General features: G+C 68.1%; 16 protein-coding genes and 1 riboswitch. Of the genes, 9 read left to right on the top strand and 7 right to left on the bottom strand.

Annotated elements, in window-relative coordinates:
- Window positions 1-12: 12 nt before the first annotated feature.
- Both ACW6W5_RS07160 and ACW6W5_RS07155 read right to left on the bottom strand, forming a co-directional pair.
- The gene (locus ACW6W5_RS07160; RefSeq protein ID WP_152153062.1) at window positions 13-1,479 is read right to left on the bottom strand and encodes a sensor histidine kinase; all 1,467 of its coding nucleotides are present in this window, start codon (window positions 1,477-1,479) and stop codon (window positions 13-15) included.
- Entirely contained in the window at window positions 1,476-2,198 is a 723-nt protein-coding gene (locus tag ACW6W5_RS07155; protein WP_152153060.1) for a response regulator transcription factor, read from the bottom strand. Before ACW6W5_RS07155 ends, ACW6W5_RS07160 begins: the two co-directional genes overlap by 4 nt.
- A gap of 146 nt (window positions 2,199-2,344) precedes the next feature.
- Between ACW6W5_RS07155 and msrB the strand changes: the two genes are divergently transcribed.
- The 4 genes from msrB to ACW6W5_RS07135 all read left to right on the top strand — a co-directional run bounded on the left by msrB (window position 2,345) and on the right by ACW6W5_RS07135 (window position 6,988).
- Window positions 2,345-2,851: a peptide-methionine (R)-S-oxide reductase MsrB gene (gene msrB / locus ACW6W5_RS07150; protein WP_152153059.1), complete on the top strand. Its 507-nt coding sequence runs from the start codon at window positions 2,345-2,347 to the stop codon at window positions 2,849-2,851.
- 36 nt (window positions 2,852-2,887) lie between these two features.
- Complete coding sequence (locus tag ACW6W5_RS07145) at window positions 2,888-4,645, top strand: cytochrome c biogenesis protein DipZ (RefSeq protein ID WP_152153057.1); 1,758 nt, start codon at window positions 2,888-2,890, stop codon at window positions 4,643-4,645.
- A gap of 11 nt (window positions 4,646-4,656) precedes the next feature.
- Window positions 4,657-5,400, top strand: a complete 744-nt coding sequence (gene msrA, locus ACW6W5_RS07140; protein ID WP_121042490.1) for a peptide-methionine (S)-S-oxide reductase MsrA — start codon at window positions 4,657-4,659, stop codon at window positions 5,398-5,400.
- A 157-nt stretch (window positions 5,401-5,557) separates the two neighbouring features.
- On the top strand, window positions 5,558-6,988 hold the full coding sequence (locus tag ACW6W5_RS07135; protein WP_226956653.1) for an aminotransferase-like domain-containing protein: 1,431 nt from the start codon (window positions 5,558-5,560) through the stop codon (window positions 6,986-6,988).
- Between the two features lie 3 nt (window positions 6,989-6,991).
- On the opposite strand, the gene bioD is transcribed toward ACW6W5_RS07135, so the two are convergent.
- Window positions 6,992-7,675 (bottom strand): dethiobiotin synthase, encoded by a 684-nt coding sequence (gene bioD, locus ACW6W5_RS07130; RefSeq protein ID WP_152153053.1) that lies wholly within the window; start codon window positions 7,673-7,675, stop codon window positions 6,992-6,994.
- 119 nt (window positions 7,676-7,794) lie between these two features.
- On the opposite strand from bioD, the gene ACW6W5_RS07125 reads away from it, so the two are divergent.
- Window positions 7,795-8,277 carry a GAF domain-containing protein gene (locus tag ACW6W5_RS07125; RefSeq protein WP_121042484.1) on the top strand — a complete coding sequence of 161 codons (483 nt, stop codon included), beginning with the start codon at window positions 7,795-7,797 and terminating at the stop codon, window positions 8,275-8,277.
- Window positions 8,274-8,645: a TfoX/Sxy family protein gene (locus ACW6W5_RS07120; protein WP_121042482.1), complete on the top strand. Its 372-nt coding sequence runs from the start codon at window positions 8,274-8,276 to the stop codon at window positions 8,643-8,645. Before ACW6W5_RS07125 ends, ACW6W5_RS07120 begins: the two co-directional genes overlap by 4 nt.
- A gap of 37 nt (window positions 8,646-8,682) precedes the next feature.
- Here the strand turns inward: ACW6W5_RS07120 and ACW6W5_RS07115 are convergent, their stop codons facing one another.
- The gene (locus ACW6W5_RS07115) at window positions 8,683-9,261 is read right to left on the bottom strand and encodes a histidine phosphatase family protein (protein WP_152153051.1); all 579 of its coding nucleotides are present in this window, start codon (window positions 9,259-9,261) and stop codon (window positions 8,683-8,685) included.
- A 152-nt stretch (window positions 9,262-9,413) separates the two neighbouring features.
- Window positions 9,414-9,645, top strand: a riboswitch (cobalamin riboswitch).
- Between the two features lie 124 nt (window positions 9,646-9,769).
- On the opposite strand from ACW6W5_RS07115, the gene btuB reads away from it, so the two are divergent.
- Window positions 9,770-11,611 carry a TonB-dependent vitamin B12 receptor gene (btuB, locus tag ACW6W5_RS07110; RefSeq protein ID WP_152153049.1) on the top strand — a complete coding sequence of 614 codons (1,842 nt, stop codon included), beginning with the start codon at window positions 9,770-9,772 and terminating at the stop codon, window positions 11,609-11,611.
- 117 nt (window positions 11,612-11,728) lie between these two features.
- Here the strand turns inward: btuB and gph are convergent, their stop codons facing one another.
- A complete protein-coding gene (gene gph / locus ACW6W5_RS07105; RefSeq protein WP_152153047.1) occupies window positions 11,729-12,379 on the bottom strand; it encodes a phosphoglycolate phosphatase in 651 nt (216 codons plus the stop codon).
- An 85-nt stretch (window positions 12,380-12,464) separates the two neighbouring features.
- On the bottom strand, window positions 12,465-13,367 hold the full coding sequence (locus ACW6W5_RS07100) for a LysR family transcriptional regulator (RefSeq protein WP_152153045.1): 903 nt from the start codon (window positions 13,365-13,367) through the stop codon (window positions 12,465-12,467).
- Between the two features lie 97 nt (window positions 13,368-13,464).
- Between ACW6W5_RS07100 and ACW6W5_RS07095 the strand changes: the two genes are divergently transcribed.
- Together ACW6W5_RS07095 and ACW6W5_RS07090 are read left to right on the top strand one after the other, a co-directional pair.
- Window positions 13,465-14,103, top strand: coding sequence for an NAD(P)-dependent oxidoreductase (locus tag ACW6W5_RS07095; RefSeq protein ID WP_152153043.1), 639 nt, complete (start codon window positions 13,465-13,467; stop codon window positions 14,101-14,103).
- 51 nt (window positions 14,104-14,154) lie between these two features.
- Window positions 14,155-15,078, top strand: a complete 924-nt coding sequence (locus tag ACW6W5_RS07090) for an MBL fold metallo-hydrolase (protein WP_152153041.1) — start codon at window positions 14,155-14,157, stop codon at window positions 15,076-15,078.
- A 265-nt stretch (window positions 15,079-15,343) separates the two neighbouring features.
- Here the strand turns inward: ACW6W5_RS07090 and dinB are convergent, their stop codons facing one another.
- Window positions 15,344-16,426 carry a DNA polymerase IV gene (dinB, locus tag ACW6W5_RS07085; RefSeq protein WP_152153039.1) on the bottom strand — a complete coding sequence of 361 codons (1,083 nt, stop codon included), beginning with the start codon at window positions 16,424-16,426 and terminating at the stop codon, window positions 15,344-15,346.
- Between the last annotated feature and the right edge of the window lie 23 nt (window positions 16,427-16,449).

Genomic DNA, 16,449 nt, shown 5'->3' with positions numbered 1-16,449 from the left:
TCCCGCGGGCGCTCAGCGCGCGGCCGGCAACGAGAACACGAACAGCGCCCCCTCGCGACTCTCCAGCAGGCGTATATCGCGCCCATGCAGCTGCAGGATGCGATGCACGATCAGCAGGCCCAGCCCGCCGCTGTCCGGCCGCTGGCTGCCCAGCGCCGGCATGGCGGTGAACAATGTGTCGCGCCGCTCCGGGGCGATGCCCGGACCACTGTCGGCGATGCTGATCTGCACCTCGCCACTGGCCGCGCGCAGTGTCACCGTGATGCGTCCGCCCTCGGGCGTGTGGCGGATCGCGTTGTCGAGCAGGTTGGTCAACACCCGCTCGATCAACGCCAGATCCGCGATCACCGGCGGCACGCCCGGCGGAATGTCGGCACTCAACGTCTGCCGACGCGACTGCGCCGCCAGCTCGAACTTCTGGAACACATCCTGCACGAGATCGGGCAGCGAGAAGGTCTGGCGGTCCAGCACCACGCCGCCGTGTTCAAGGCGGGCCAGCTCGAACAGCGCCTGGGCCAGCCGGCCGACCTTGTGGCTCTGCGACAAGGCGATGGAGAGATAGCGCTGGCGCTCCTCGGCGCTGAGCGTGGCGTCCTTGAGCGCCAGGGTTTCCAGATACCCGTGCAGCGACGACAACGGCGTGCGCAGATCGTGCGAGATGTTGGCGACCAGTTCGCGCCGCTGTAGATCCTGCTGGCGCAGCTGTTGCCACTGCTCGCCCAGGCGCTGGGCCATGTGCCCGAAGCTGTGCTGCAGGATCGCCAGTTCGTCGCGCTCGCCGGGACGCACCGGTGCCGGTGGCGGCGCGGCGTCCGGGGTAGCGCTATCCACATCGAAGGACTGGATGCGCCGGGTCAGCTGGCGCAACGGGCGGGTCACCCAGCGGAACGCGACCAGGCCAGCCAGCAGCCCCACCACGGCCACGATCGCCAGCGACCACAACGTGGTGCGCAGCGTACTGTTGGCCGCGATATTGGCGGCGAGCGCCTCGCGCTGTTCACCGACCAGCACCACGTAGATGTAGCCCGCCTGATGCCCCTGCACCCACAGCGGCGCCGCGTTGAACACCTTGCGGCCGGTCGCGCTGCGTGGGTCATCGCCGAGGATCGGCAACGGCTCGTCGCGCAGCAGCGCCTGCACAGGCGCCAGATCGACACGGCTGCGCTTGAGGTGACCGTCCGGCGCGTCATGGCCAAGGATGCGGCCCTGGTCATCGAGCAGATACACCTCCACGCTCGGGTTGACCGCCATCAGCTTGCCGAACAAAGCGCGCACTTCACCATTGCGCATGCCGCGACCATCCATCAACTCGCCGCTGCGCGCGATGTGCTCGGCCAGCCCGCGTGAGAGGCGCTGCACGGTTTCCTGCTCATGCACAGTGGTGCTGCGCATCTGGATCCAGACCAGTGCGCCACAGCACAGCAGCAACAGCGCGAAGAACACCGCGGACAGGCGCTGGGACAAGGTGAGGCGGATCATGTGTCTGCCCCCTCGTGGCCATCGACCAGTTTGTAGCCGCGCCCCCACACCGTCTGGATACGCTGCGGGCTGGCCGCATCGCGCTCGATCTTGTTGCGCAGCCGGTTGATGTGGGTGTTGACGGTGTGCTCGTAGCCGTCGTGTTGATAGCCCCAGACCTGGTTGAGCAGGTCCATCCGCGAATAGACCTGGTCCGGATGACGGGCGAAGAAGTACAGCAAGTCGAACTCGCGCGGGGTCAGTTCCAGGGGCCGGCCGTCGACCAGTGCCGTGCGTGCGACCGGGTCGATGCGCAGCCCGGCCACCTCGATCTCGCCAGCGTCGATGCGTGCGTTCTGCGCCATCGCCTCGACACGGCGCAGCAGCGCCTTCACGCGTGCCACCAGTTCCAGCATCGAGAAGGGCTTGGCCAGATAATCGTCCGCACCCAGCTCCAGGCCAAGAATGCGGTGCACTTCACTGGCGCGCGCACTGGTGATGATGATCGGGGTGTAGCGCGTCATCGCGCGGGCACGCTTGCAGATTTCCAGGCCGTCCACGCCGGGCAGCATCAGGTCCAGCACCAGCGCGCTCCACGGCTGCGCCTCCAGCAAGGCCAGGCCCTCGTCGCCGGTGGCGGCATGGGTGACCTCATAGCCTTCATCGCGCAGATGCATGCGCAGCAGATTGGCGATGTGGACATCGTCTTCGACGATCAGGACACGCTTGGCACTGCTCATCGGCTCAGGGGGCGGCAGGAGGGCATGGCGGCATTGTCGACGGATCGCGACCTGAATGTGTCACGGAAAATTTAACCCTGCGTGAGGATTCGTTGACCGGGCCGGGCGCAGCATGGCCGCATCGTCCCCGTGCCCGGAGATCGGTCATGCGCTTCACACGTCGCAAAGTGCTTGGAATAGGTGGCATGACGGCCGCCGCCGGTCTGTTTGGCCTGACCGCCTGCAGCAACCCTGCCCCGGCGGCGCCCGCCGCACCCGCACGCCAGTTCGAGGTGATGCGCAGCGATGCGCAGTGGCGCGAGCAGCTCACGCCCGCCCAGTACAGCGTGCTGCGGCGGCAGAGTACCGAGCGGCCGTTCAGCAGCCCCCTCAACAAAGAGCATCGGCGTGGCACCTTCAGCTGTGCCGGCTGCGCGCTGCCGTTGTTCTCCTCCTCCACCAAGTTCGACAGCGGCACCGGTTGGCCAAGCTTCTGGGCGCCGCTGCACGATGCCGTCGGCGAAGACCGCGACACCACCCTGGGCATGGTCCGCGTCGAGGCGCACTGCCGGCGCTGCGGTGGTCATCTCGGCCACGTGTTCGATGACGGCCCGCGGCCCACCGGCCTGCGCTACTGCATGAACGGCGTGGCCATGAATTTCGTCGCGGCCTGAGCGCCGCACTCCCCTGCGTCATAGAAGGACCTCTCCATGCTTCTGCTCGTGCTGGCCTACCTCGGTGGCGTGCTCACCATCCTCAGCCCCTGCATCCTGCCGGTGCTGCCGTTCGTGTTCGCCCGCTCGGACCGCCCGTTCCTGCGCAGTGGCCTGCCGCTGCTGATCGGCATGGCGTTGATGTTCGCCGTGGTCGCCAGCCTGGCGGCGGTGAGCAGCCAATGGGTGGCGCAGGCCAACCAGATCGGGCGCTGGATCGCGCTGGTGGTGATGGCAGTGTTCGCGCTGGCGCTGCTGTGGCCGGCGCTGGCCGACCGCCTGCTGTCGCCGTTCCAGCGGCTGGGCGCACGGCTCAGCGCCTCGGCCGATGCGGCCAGTGACGCGGGGCGGGGGGGCGTGGGCACCTCGCTGCTGATCGGCATCGCCACCGGCCTGCTGTGGGCGCCATGTGCGGGGCCGATCCTCGGCCTGATCCTCACCGGCGCGGCGCTGCAGGGCGCCAGCGTCGGCACCAGCGGGCTGCTGCTGGCCTACGCACTGGGCGCGGCCACCTCGCTGGCCCTGGCGATCTGGATCGGCGGGCGCGTGTTCGCCGCGCTCAAGCGCCGCCTCGGCGTGGGGGAGTGGGTGCGCCGCGGGCTCGGCATCGCCGCGTTGCTGGCGGTGGTCGCCATCGCGATGGGGTGGGATACCGGCGTGCTGACCCGGCTCTCCACGGTCAGCACCGCCAAGCTGGAGCAGGGCCTGCTCGATGTACTTCCGGCGCAGCAGCCCGCGGCCGGTGCGGCGATGATGAGCACCGCCGGTGCCCCTGGGCAGCCGCTGCCGGTGGAAGGCACCCTGCCCTCGCTGGCCGGTGCGACCGGCTGGCTCAACAGCCCGCCGCTGGACGCGCAGGCGTTGCGCGGCAAGGTGGTGCTGGTCGACTTCTGGACCTACTCCTGCATCAACTGCCTGCGCGCGATGCCCTACGTGCGTGAGTGGGCCGAGCGCTATCGCGATCACGGTCTGGTGGTGATCGGCGTGCATGCGCCGGAGTTCGCCTTCGAGCGCAATCTCCCCAACGTGCAGCGGGCGGTGGAGGACCTGAAGGTCACCTACCCGGTCGCGATCGACAACGACTTCGCCATCTGGCGCGGCTTCAACAACAAGTACTGGCCGGCGCATTACTTCATCGATGCGCAGGGCCGGATCCGCGCGCATCACTTCGGCGAGGGTAACTACGCGCAGTCCGAGCAGATCATCCGCCAGCTGCTGCGCGAGGCCGGCAACATCCTGCCCGGTGACGATGCACCGGTCGCGATGACGCTGGACGGCGTGGCGCGCCAGGCCGACATGAGCAACCTCAAATCACCGGAGACCTACCTCGGCCATGCGCGTGCCGAGAACTTCGCCTCCCCCGGTGGCCAGCGCCAGGACCAGCCTGCCGACTACACCGTGCCTGCCACGCTTCAACACAACCAGTGGGCCTTGGCCGGACGCTGGACCGTGGGCAACGAAGACGCCCGGTTGGAGACACGCGGCGGCCGCATCGCCTTCCGCTTCCATGCGCGCGACCTGCACCTGGTACTGGCGCCGGGCGAGGACGGCAAGCCGGTCCGGTTCCGCGTGCGCATCGACGGGCAGGCGCCCGGCGCTGCGGCCGGTGGAGACATCTCCGCCGACGGCGACGGCCGCGTGGATGAAAACCGTCTGTATCAGCTGATCCGCCAGTCCGGCGCCGTGCAGGAGCGCACCTTCGAGATCGAGTTCCTCGATCCGGGCGTGCACGCCTACGCCTTTACGTTTGGGTGAGGAGCCATCGCATGAAGATCGCAGTCGACAAACTCGTTGCAGGCGGCATCGCTGTCGCTATCGCGGCACTCACCGCCAGCGTGGTGCTGGGTCTGGATCGACCGGCACACGCCGCCGCAGCCATCACAGCCGCGGCGATGCCGCCACCTGCCGGCAAGGCCGACCTGCGCCAACCCGGTGTGAAGCGTGCACAGGTGGTATTCGCCGGTGGCTGCTTCTGGGGTGTGCAGGGCGTGTTCCAGCACATCAAGGGCGTGGACAACGCGCTCTCCGGCTACATCGGCGGCAGTGCGGCGAATGCCACCTACCCGCGCGTCGGCGGCGGCGGTACCGGCCATGCCGAAGCGGTGCAGGTCACCTACGATCCGGCCCAGGTCAGCTATGGCCAACTGATGCAGGTGTTCTTCTCGGTGGCGCATGATCCGACCCAGCTCAACCGGCAGGGCCCGGACCGAGGCACGCAGTACCGCTCGGCGGTCTATGCCGACGACGCGGCGCAGCGCGATGCCACCCGCGCTTATATCGCCCAGTTGCAGCAGGCCAGGACCTACGCCGCGCCGGTGGTGACCCAGGTCGATGGCGGCAAGCCGTTCTTCGCCGCCGAGGGGTATCACCAGAACTACCTCACGCTGCATCCGGAATCGCTGTACATCCGGATCAACGACCTGCCCAAGGTGGCCGCGCTGAAGCAGCAGTACCCGGCGCTGTACCGCGAGCAGCCGCGCCTGGTGAGCACCACCATTTCGGCGCGCTGATCACGCGGGGAACCAGAAGAAAAGACGCACGGCACACATCGCTCTGCCGTGCGCGAGGGAAGTCATCGAGCCCCATGGTAGGCTGCGTCCCGAGGCGGATACAGATGCAGATGGCTGGCATCCGCACGGTTACAGATACCCGTGGATGCAGATGCCGATGGCGACCAACCTCTACCAGTCCCTGGCCGATGAAATGGCCGATGCGATCCGCAGTGGTCGCTTGCCGGTCGGCACCCGGCTGCCGTCGCTGCGCGGCCTGGCGACACAGCGCAGCCTCAGCCTCAACACGGTGATCGCCGCGTATCGGCAGCTGGAAGATGCCGGGCTGGTGCTGCCGCGGCCCAAGGCGGGCTTCGTGGTGAGCCCGCGCCTGCCCGAACCGACCCAGTCGCTGCGGCAGGCGCCCTCACCACCGACCGCACCCTCGCAGCAGGCGATGATGGCCCGCGTACTGGCCGCACAGCAGCAACCGGACATCGTCGATCTGGCGTTCGCCGGCCCGCGCGGCAAGCGTTTCTATCCCGGTGCCCAGCTGGCACGCACCACCGCGCAGGTACTGCGCCGGGCCGCCACCACGGTGGAGACCTACGCACGTCCCAACGGTGCGGCACGGCTGCTGACGCAGATCGTGCAGCGTGGGCCACGGCTGGGGCTGCACACCACCACGGACCGGCTGGTGCTCACGCATGGCGCGATGGAAGCCCTGCAGCTTGCGCTGCGCGTGGTGACCCAACCCGGCGATGCCGTGGCGATCGAAGCGCCCTCCTACTTCAACATCTACCCGCTGCTGCGCAGCCTGGGCCTGCGCGCGATCGAGCTGCCCACCCATCCGCGCGACGGACTCGATCTGGATGCACTGGAAGCGCTGCTCGCCGCCGGCGGCATCGCCGCGATCATGGCCATGCCGACCGTGCACAATCCGCTCGGCGGCAGCATGCCCGTGCCGAACAAGCAGCGCCTTGCCGCGCTGGTGAACCATTACCAGGTGCCGTTGATCGAAGACGCGGTCTACGCCGAACTGCAGTTCAAGGAACCGCTGGAGCCGTTGGCCAAGAGCTTTGACCGCGATGGCTGGATCATGGTCTGCAGCGGCTTCTCCAAGACGCTGGCACCGGACTACCGCATCGGCTGGCTCGACGGTGGCCGCTTCGCCGCCGATATCCAGCTGCTGAAGTTCCATTCTTCCGGCGCAGAATCACGCCTGCTCGGGGACGCGGTTGCCGCGTTCCTGGAGGCCGGCAACTATGAGCATCATCTGCGGGGCTTGCGTCGGCTCTACAGCGACCAGGTCAGCCACGTGCGTGGCCTGATCGCGCAGCACTTCCCGCCCGGCACGTCGGCCACCCAGCCTACCGGCGGGTTCCTGCTGTGGGTGGAGCTGCCTGCCGCGATCGATGCCGGGGAGCTGTTCGAGCAGGCCTTGGCCGAGGGCGTGGTGTTCATGCCCGGCCAGGTGTACTCGCGCGGTGCCCGCTACCGGCATTGCCTGCGCCTGTCATGCTGCCAGGAACTCGACGCGCGTTTCCTCGGCGCGATCGCCACGGTCGGCCGGTTGGCGACCGCCCTGCAGACGCGCGCAGGCACCTGACACTCAGAACACCAGCCGGTCCGCCAGGCGGGCCGGGTCCAAGCCCGGCGCATACGGCAGGCGCCCCCAACATGGCATCGGCAGCCGCGCGGTGAGCAGTGCGACGTTCTCGTCGCGGCGTGCCATGCTCGGGTCCACGTCGTTGGCAATCCAGCCGATGCAGCGCGCGCCACGGGCCGCGATCGCCTCGGCAGTCAGCCGCGCATGGTTGAGGCAGCCCAGCCGCAGCCCGACCACCATCACCACGGGCAGCGCCAGCGCGTGCACCAGATCACTCTGGTCCAGCCTGGCCGACAGCGGCGCCAGCCAGCCGCCGACGCCCTCGACCACCACCGTGTCCGCGCTGGCGCGCAGGCGCGCGAAGGCGGCCTCGATCGGCGCCAGCGACAGTTGCACGCCCGCCTCCGCCGCGGCGATCTCCGGGGCCAGCGGCTGCTCGAGCGCGAACGGGTTGAGGTCGTCATATGCGGGCATCGGCATGCTGGCGGCCAGCAGGGCCGTGGCGTCCTCGTTGCGCAGGCCCTCGGGCGTGCGCTCGCAGCCACTGGCGACCGGCTTCATGCCCACCGCGGTGCCGCCGTGGCGGCGCAGGGCATGCAGCAGCACACAGCTGCTGAAGGTCTTGCCGATGCCGGTGTCGGTACCGGTGACGAACAGGGCGGCAGGGCGCGGCGCAGGCAGGGGCATGGGGACGACCGGGGGCGGAAACGCGCCATTATCCGCCGTCCCGGCAGCGCTGCGGTGCGGTCCGCTGTGTTCGGCCGGCCCCGGGGGCACCCAACCGCTGCGCTTGGTAGACTGCGGCCATGTTCGATACCTCCACGCTCACCGGCAGCAAGCCGGAACAGTACGGCCAGCTGCTGGCCCAGGCCCGCGCCCTGGTGCACGGCGAGCGCGACCGCATCGCCAATGCGGCCAACCTGTCGGCGCTGGTCTACCACGCCCTGCCGCACCTGAACTGGGTCGGCTTCTATTTCTTCGATGGCAAGGAGCTGGTCGTCGGCCCGTTCCAGGGTCTGCCCGCCTGCGTGCGCATTCCACTCGACAAGGGCGTGTGTGGCGCCGCGGCTTCGCAGCGGGTGACCCAGCGTATCGAAGACGTCGATGCGTTCCCGGGCCACATCGCCTGCGACTCGGCCTCGCGCTCGGAACTGGTGGTGCCGTTGGTCCACCACGGCGAGCTGGTCGGCGTGTTCGATCTGGACAGCCCCTCGCTGGCGCGCTTCGATGCCGAGGACCAGGCCGGGCTGGAAGCCATCGCCGCGGTGTTCGTCGAGGCTTTGGGATGAGTGGCGTCAAGCTGCGCAACATCGGCCCGAAGAGCGCAGCATGGCTGCGCCAGGTCGGTCTGCGTACGCCGGAAGATCTGGTGGCGGTCGGCGCGGTCGGTGCCTTCGTCAAAGTGCGCCGCGCCGGCTTCAAGCCCAGCTTGAACCTGCTCTACTCGCTGGAAGGTGCGCTGCAGGACTGCCACTGGCAGGAACTGCCGGAGGCGCGCCGCACCGTGCTGGTGGCCGAGTACGAAGCGATCATCGCCGACCAGCCGCTGAAGAAGGCGCCGCCCGCCTCCGGCCCGGTCTACGACCGCACCGTGGAGCATCGCGACGATGACGGCGACGAAGCGCCGCCGTTCGAGATGGACGATGACAACCGCTGATCCACGGCTACCGACACACCGTCGGTAGCCGCGCGCCTCATACCTGCTGCAGCTCCAGCAGTTCGCCCCACAGCCGGTCGTCCTCGCGCTCCACGCGCAGGCGCAGCCGCGTGCCGTGATCGATGCGCAGCGCCCAGCACATCGCCATCGGCAGGCCGCATACCTGCGACAGCACCATCCGCAGCGGTCCGCCATGGCTGACGATCAGGGTCGGGACCGGCTCGGGCTCATCCAGCAGCCGGTGCAGTCCACGCGCGATGCGGCGCTCGAAGTGGCCCCAGCTTTCGCCATGCGGCGGCGGGTTGGCGTGCGGGTCCAGATGGAACGCTGACAGCGCATCCATCGGCAGCGCCTCCAGCGCGAGCCCGTCCCAGTCGCCGAAATCCAGTTCTTCCCATTCCTCATCGGCCTCCACGTCCACCGCGTGGGGCAAGGCCAATGCCTCGGCGGTCAACAGCGCTCGCTGCCGTGGCGAGGACAGCACACGCTGCCAGGACAGCCCGGCGTAGCGCGCGCACAGGGCCTCGGTCGCACCCTCGTGCAGCGGCGGATCGGTGCGGCCATCAAGATGGTCGTCGCGGCTGGTGCTGGCGTGGCGGATCAGATCGAGAATCATGCCGCGCCCCGTCTGCTGCCCGCTGCGGCCGGCCGGTGCGGGTCACGGGCGTCGGTGCCGGGGTGCTGCAACCACGTTGGGGTCATGGAGATCACATCGAAAAAGCGAGGCGCATTCTAACCGGTGCGCTCCATGGGCCCGGCCGATGGCTTAGACTGCGCCCACTTTCAGGTGACCTGGGGCTGCAATGCCGCCAGGTTGAAACGGGAAGCCGGTGACGCGTCGGGCCCTGTGCCACGCCGCCACTCCGGCGCTGCCCCCGCAACGGTAAGCGTGGAAACACCAGGCAATACGCCACTGTGCTCCGGCATGGGAAGGCGCCTGGCACGATGGCACGGCCATCGACCCGCGAGCCCGGAGACCGGCCTGGAAGACGACTGGTTGCGATGCGGCGGGCATGGCGGCGGCAAGCAGGCGCCTGCGTGCGCCCGCCCACCGTCGAACCTCCCTGCAGCGTGATCATCCCCACCCCTTGCCGCGCGGGCGTGCGCGGTGCATGGAGTCATCGATGAAGCTGCAAACCCGCGTTCTTTCCCTGGCCGTGCTCTCGGCCCTGCCCCTGCTGGCCGCCGCACAGGACGACGCCACCGCGCTGGACCAGGTGCTGGTCACCGCCACGCGTACCCCGATCGCCCTGCAGGACAGCATCTCACCGGCGCAGGTGATCGACCGCGCCGAGATCGAGCGCAGCCAGGCGCCGTCGCTGCAGGATCTGCTGCGCGGCCGTGCCGGCATCAACCTCAACAACAGCGGCGGCCTGGGCAAGCAGAGCTCGCTGTTCCTGCGTGGCACCAACTCGGCCCACACCCTGGTGCTGGTCGATGGCGTGCGCATCAACACGGGCGACCTCGGCCTGGCGATGATCCAGGATCTGCCGCTGGCACAGATCGAGCGCATCGAAATCGTGCGTGGCCCGCAGTCCAGCCTGTACGGCGCCGATGCGATCGGCGGCGTGATCCAGATTTTCACCCGCCGCAACGCCGGCCAGTTCGCGCCGCACCTGCAGCTCGGCGGTGGCAGCAACGGCCTGCGCGAGGCCAGCGGTGGCTTCGGCGGCAGCGGTGAGCGTGGCTGGTTCGGCACCGACATCGCCTACCAGCACACCGATGGCATCAACGCCTGCCGTGGCTCGGTGTCGCCCTTCGCCGGCTGCGGCGCCGACGAGCCCGACCGCGATGGCTACCGCAACCTGTCCATGAGCCTGCGCGGCGGCTATGCCCTGACGGACACGTTGAGCGTGGAAGGCACCGCCCTGCGCGCCGAAGGCGAGAACCATTACGACGGCTATTACAACTACTCCGAAACGCTGCAGCAGGTACTCGGCGGCAAGCTGCGCTACACGCCGAGCGAGCGCTTGAACCTGACGGTCAACGTCGGTCGCGCCGATAACGAATCGGACAACTTCAACGGTGATACCTGGCTGGGCAATGCACAGACCCACCGCGACAGTGCCTCGGTGCAGGCCGACATCGGCATCGCTGATGGCCAGCTGCTGAGCGCCGGTGTGGACTGGAGCCAGGACAACCTGGACGGCAGCAGCGCCGGCTACCTGGTCGACAGCCGCGACAACACCGGCGTGTTCGTGCAGTACCAAGGCCGCTTCGGCGCGCACCACCTGCAGGCCAGTGTGCGCAACGACGACAACGAGCAGTTCGGCAACCACACCACCGGCAGCCTCGGCTGGGGCCTGGAGCTGGGCAGCGGGTTCCGCCTCAACGCCAGCTACGGCACCGCGTTCAAGGCCCCGACCTTCAGCGACCTTTACGACCCGTGGAGCGGCGTGCCGACCCTGGACCCGGAAAAATCCAAGAGCGCGAACATCGGCATCGCCCAGCAGGGCGACGGCTGGCGCTGGGGCCTGGATGTGTACGAAACGCGCATCGATGACCTGATCACCTACGATGCCACCACGTTCATGATGTCGCAGGTCGAAAAGGCCCGCATCCGCGGCGCCGAATTGACCGGTGCGATCACCGTCGCCGGGTTCGACCTCAACGCACAGCTCAGCCACACCGACCCGCGCAACCGTACCGACGGCAGCGCGCAGTTCGACAACTGGCTGGCCCGCCGCGCACAGAACACTGCGCGCCTGGACGTCGATCGCCGCGTTGGTGATTTCCGCGCCGGCCTCACCGCCAACGGCGCCGGCAAGCGGTACGACAATGCGGCCAACACCGTGCGCCTGGGCGGCTACGGCACCGTGGATCTGCGCCTGGAATACGCCCTGACCGGCGATTGGTCTGTACTGGGCCGGGTCAGCAACGTCTTCGACCGCGAGTACGAAACCGTCGCCTGGTACAACCAGCCCGGCCGCGAGTACCGTCTGAGCGTGCGTTACCAGCCGAAATAAGGGATCTGGACGGCGGCACTGCCGCCGTCCCACCCCCCCGCTAGGTGCCGACCGTTGGTCGGCACAATCATTGAACCTGGCAGGTGCCGACCGTTGGTCGGCACACGCTCGAACGCCTTACAACACCAGCAATTCCCGCAGATCATCCACCACGGCAACCGCCTCGACGTGGTCCAGGTCCAGCCCACGCGGATACCCATAGCGCACCAGCGCCACCGGCATGCCAGCATCCACGGCCGCTCGGTAATCCGTGATCGAATCGCCCACCATCAATGCGGCCTCGACGGCCACGTCGAAGTGCGCCGCGATGTGCCGCAACGGCGCACCACTCGGCTTGCGCTCCGGCAGGGAATCCCCACCCAGCACCAGTGCGAACACGTCCTGCAGACCGAAATGCTGCAGCAGCGGCGCCACCAGTGCGGAGGGCTTGTTGGTGCAGATCGCCAGCGTCACCGAACGCTCGCGCAAGGCAGCCAACGTCTCGGTCACGCCATCAAACAGGCGCGGGCTGCGCAACAGGCACTCCTCGTAGTGCCGCATGAAACCGGGCATCACTTTGTCCAGATCGATATCACTGCCGGCCGCAGTAAACGCCTGCTCGACAAGCCGACGCACGCCATCACCGATCCACGTCAACACCGTCGCCTCCGGCACGCGCGGCAACTGCCAGTCCTGCAGCGTGCGGTTGAGCGCTTCGGCGATATCGGCCGCGCTGTCCACCAGCGTGCCATCCAGATCGAACACCACCAACGGATACGGATACGACAAGACGACACTCACTTCAACGACGTGGGAGCCCCATTGTACGGCGGCACCGCCACGGCTCTGCTCATGCGCCGTTGACCCCAGGGACTCAGAGCAGCGCCAGAAACTGCGGGCTGCTGAAACGCTCCACCAGGAAATCCAGAAAGCTGCGCATGATCGTCGGCAGCTGCCGGCGCGAGGCGTACACGGCGTGCAGCCCCAGCGTCTCCACCGTGTAGTCAGGCAGCACGGCCACCAGCTCGCCCGAACGCAGCAGCGGCGCGATCTGGTACATCGGCAACATGGCGATACCCGCCCCGGCGCGTACGGCTTCCAGCAGCAACGATGCTTCGTTGACGCTGATATTGCCACCCACCGCCACCGCGATCTGCCGTCCGTCGCGCTGCAGGTGCCACACACTCTTGCCGACGTAATGGTGGGTCAGGCAGTTATGCGCGGCCAGTGCATCGGCTGTGCCCGGCGCACCGCGCTCGGCCACGTACGACGGTGCCGCACACAACACCGACCGGCACGGCCCAAGATGGCGCGCGATCAGACTCGGGTCGATCGCGCGCGAGATGCGTACGGCGATGTCCACCCGCTCTTCCACCAGATTCACCACCCGATCGACGAGTAGCAGTTCCACCCGCGTCAGCGGATGGCGTTTGACGAATTCGGCCACCGCTGCCGCCAGGTGGAGCTGCCCGAAAGAAACACTCGCGGTCACCCGGATCAGCCCGTGTGGCTCGGGGTTGTCAGTGGCCAGCTCAGCGTGCAGTTCATCGCCGATCGCCAGCATCTGCCGGAAGCGCAGCAGCGCCGCCTCTCCGGGCCCGGTCAGGCTGATCCGGCGCGTGGTCCGGTGCAGCAGCCGCGCGCCCAGCCAGCGCTCCACCTCGGCCAGATGGCGCGTCACCATCGCCCGCGACATCTCCAGCGCCTCGGCCGCAGCGGTCAGGCTGCCACGCTCGGCCACCTCGACGAACACGTTCATCGCCGTCATCCGGTCCATTTGATCGATCCGTGCAACAAATTAGGCCGTTATACGCGGTTTTTCGTTCGATTCCAGGGGCATACGCTGGCCTTCCTTCCTCAACGGACCTTCCCCCATGAAAATCGCTCTCGTTGGTGCCACCGGCAACATCGGCCGTGAAATCACCCGCCAGGCCCTCGCCCGCGGCCACCAGGTCACTGCCATCGTCCGCCGTGAAACCGACCTCCCGGCGGAACTGGACGGCGCCCAGCTGGCCGTGGCCGCGCTGGATGACACCGACGCGCTGGCCGCCGTGATCGCCGGCCATGACGTCCTGGCCAGCGCCTTCGGCCCGCGCCCGGGCGATGCCCCGAGCACGGTGACCACCACCAGTGCCGCTCTGGTCGCCGCCGCCCGCCAGGCCGGCGTGCCCCGCTTCATCATGGTCGGCGGTGCCGGCAGCCTGGAAGTCGCCCCCGGTGTGCAGCTGGTGGACACCGAGGGCTTCCCGGACGCCTACAAGCCGGTCGCCCTGGCCGCCCGCGAGACGCTGAAGCAGCTGCGCGCCATCGACGACCTCGACTGGACCTTCTACTCCCCGGCCGCCGAAATCGGCCCCGGCCCGCAGCGCGGCGGCTTCCGCACCCAGGCGAAGAACTTCCTGGTCGGCGATGACGGCCACAGCCGGATCAGCTACCCCGACTACGCCGACGCCTTCGTCAGCGAGATCGAAACCCCGCAGTACCTGCGCCAGATCGCCACCGTCGCCTACTGAGCCCTGCCCGCCCCGGCGATCCCCGCCGGGGCCCTGGATGGAACCGCCCCCATGCCCACGCTCTCCCGCACCACCCTGGCCCTCAGCCTGGCCCTGATCACCGGCCTCACCGCCCTCACCCCGGTCACCAGCCCTGCCCGCCCCGCCGCGAACGCACCCGCGCAGGACGCCCCCTTGGCAGTGCAGCCCTACCACCCCGGAGACGACGCCCTCTTCGCGGTTTCCTCCACCCTGATCACCGGCCGCCACGACGCCATCCTCGTGGATGCCCAGTTCGCCGCCACCGATGCCGCGCAGCTGGTCCAGCGCATCCGTGACTCGGGCAAACGCCTGACCACGATCTACATCAGCCACGGCGACCCCGACTACTACTTCGGCCTGGCCACCCTGCAGGACGCCTTCCCCGACGCCCGCATCCTCGCCACCCCCTCCACCGTCGCCCACATCAACGCCACCCAGGCCGCCAAACTCGCGTTCTGGGGCCCCCAGATGGGCGCAGGCAAGCCGAGCCGCATCGTCGTCCCCGAACCGCTGGACGGCGACACCCTCACCCTCGAAGGCCAACCGATCAAGATCATCGGCCTCACCGGCCCCAGCCCGGACCGCACCGTCCTGTGGATCCCCGCCCTGCGCACCCTCCTCGGCGGCATCCCCATCGTCGCCGGCGAACACGTCTGGATGGCCGACACCCAAAGCGCCCAATCACACGCGCACTGGCTGCAGACCCTCGCCACCATCAAGGCACTGAACCCCACCCGCGTCATCCCGGGCCACTACGCAGCCGATGCCGCCCTGGACATCAGCGCCGTGGATTTCACCGCCAACTACATCCGCGCGTTCGACGAAGAAACCGCACGCAGAAAAGATGCCAACGCACTCATCGCCGCGATGAAAAAGCGCTATCCGACCCTGGCCGGCGAGAGTTCACTGGAACTGAGCGCGAAAGTAGCCAAGGGTGAAATGCAGTGGCCGTAAGGGCGCATTCGTAGAAGCCCAACGTCATTGCGCACATTGAAAAGCGCGAGGCGTTTCCTCTCTGCGCACCGACCTGTGTCGGGGGGACGACGCGGGTGGGGTATCGGGACCGTGTGTTGCCATGGATGGCAACACACGAGCTTACAGGGACGTACTTGCAGCGGGTCCCGGTACCCCACCCGCGTCGTCCCAAACCCTCATCACCCGAACACCAGCGCATCCGCCGTTGCCGTTGCCGTTGCCGTTGCCGCAAACAGTAAAACCGTCAGCCATCACCAAGATGGTCAAACAACCCCGGCTGGCGAACCACCTCCCGCTCCCGGAATCCCCCCAACCCCACCCCCACCAACCGATACCGCGTCTCCAACGGCAACTCCACCCGCGCCCGCAACCCCAACGCAATATCGCGCAGCGCCTCCACCGAATCCGGCGGTGACTCCGGCGTAAAACTGCGCGTAATGATCCGGAACTGCGACGTCTTCAACTTCAACACCACCGTATGCCCCACGCGGTCCGTCTTGCGCGTCGCCAGCCACGTCTTCTCCGCCAACTGCACGATCGCCGGCGCCAGATCCTCCAACAACAGATCCTCGGCGAACGTATCCTCCGACGAGATCGACTGCACCGGCTGATCCGGCTCCACCGGCCGCTCATCCACACCGCGCGCACGATTGAACAACCGTCCCCCAAACGTCCCGAACCGCGCCTCCAGTTCCTCCAGCGGCAGCGCACGCAGATCACCCACCGTCGCCACGCCCAGCTCTGCCAGCTTCGCTGCCATCACCTTGCCCACGCCCGGCACACGGTTCACCGGCAACGGCGTCAGAAACTGCTCGATACGATGCGGTGGCACCACGAACTGCCCGTCCGGCTTGCGCCAATCCGAGGCGATCTTGGCCAGGAACTTGTTCGGCGCGATCCCCGCCGACGCCGTCAGCTGCGTCTCCTCGCGGATCTGCGCGCGGATGATCTGCGCGATCTCCGTCGCCACCGTCATCCCGCCCTTGTGCTCGGTCACATCCAGATAGGCCTCATCCAGCGACAACGGTTCCACCAGATCCGTATGCCGCAGGAAAATCTCGCGTACCTGGCGTGACACCGCCTTGTAGCGGGCGAAATCCGGCGGCACGAACACCGCATCCGGACACAGCCGCTCCGCACGCACCGCAGGCATCGCCGAACGCACGCCAAACACACGCGCCTCGTACGAGGCTGCGCACACCACCGAGCGCATGCCCCGCCACGCCACCACCACCGGTTTGCCCCGCAACGAAGGGTCGTCACGCTGCTCCACGGACGCGTAAAACGCATCCATGTCGACGTGAATGATCTTGCGGGGGCGGGACACGGGCGTTGGCACTCGAATTCAGA

It is taken from the genome of Stenotrophomonas sp. IS26 (assembly GCF_054188265.1).
Note: the sequence above shows the minus strand (reverse complement) of the source record. Positions and strands in the feature narration are given on the sequence as shown.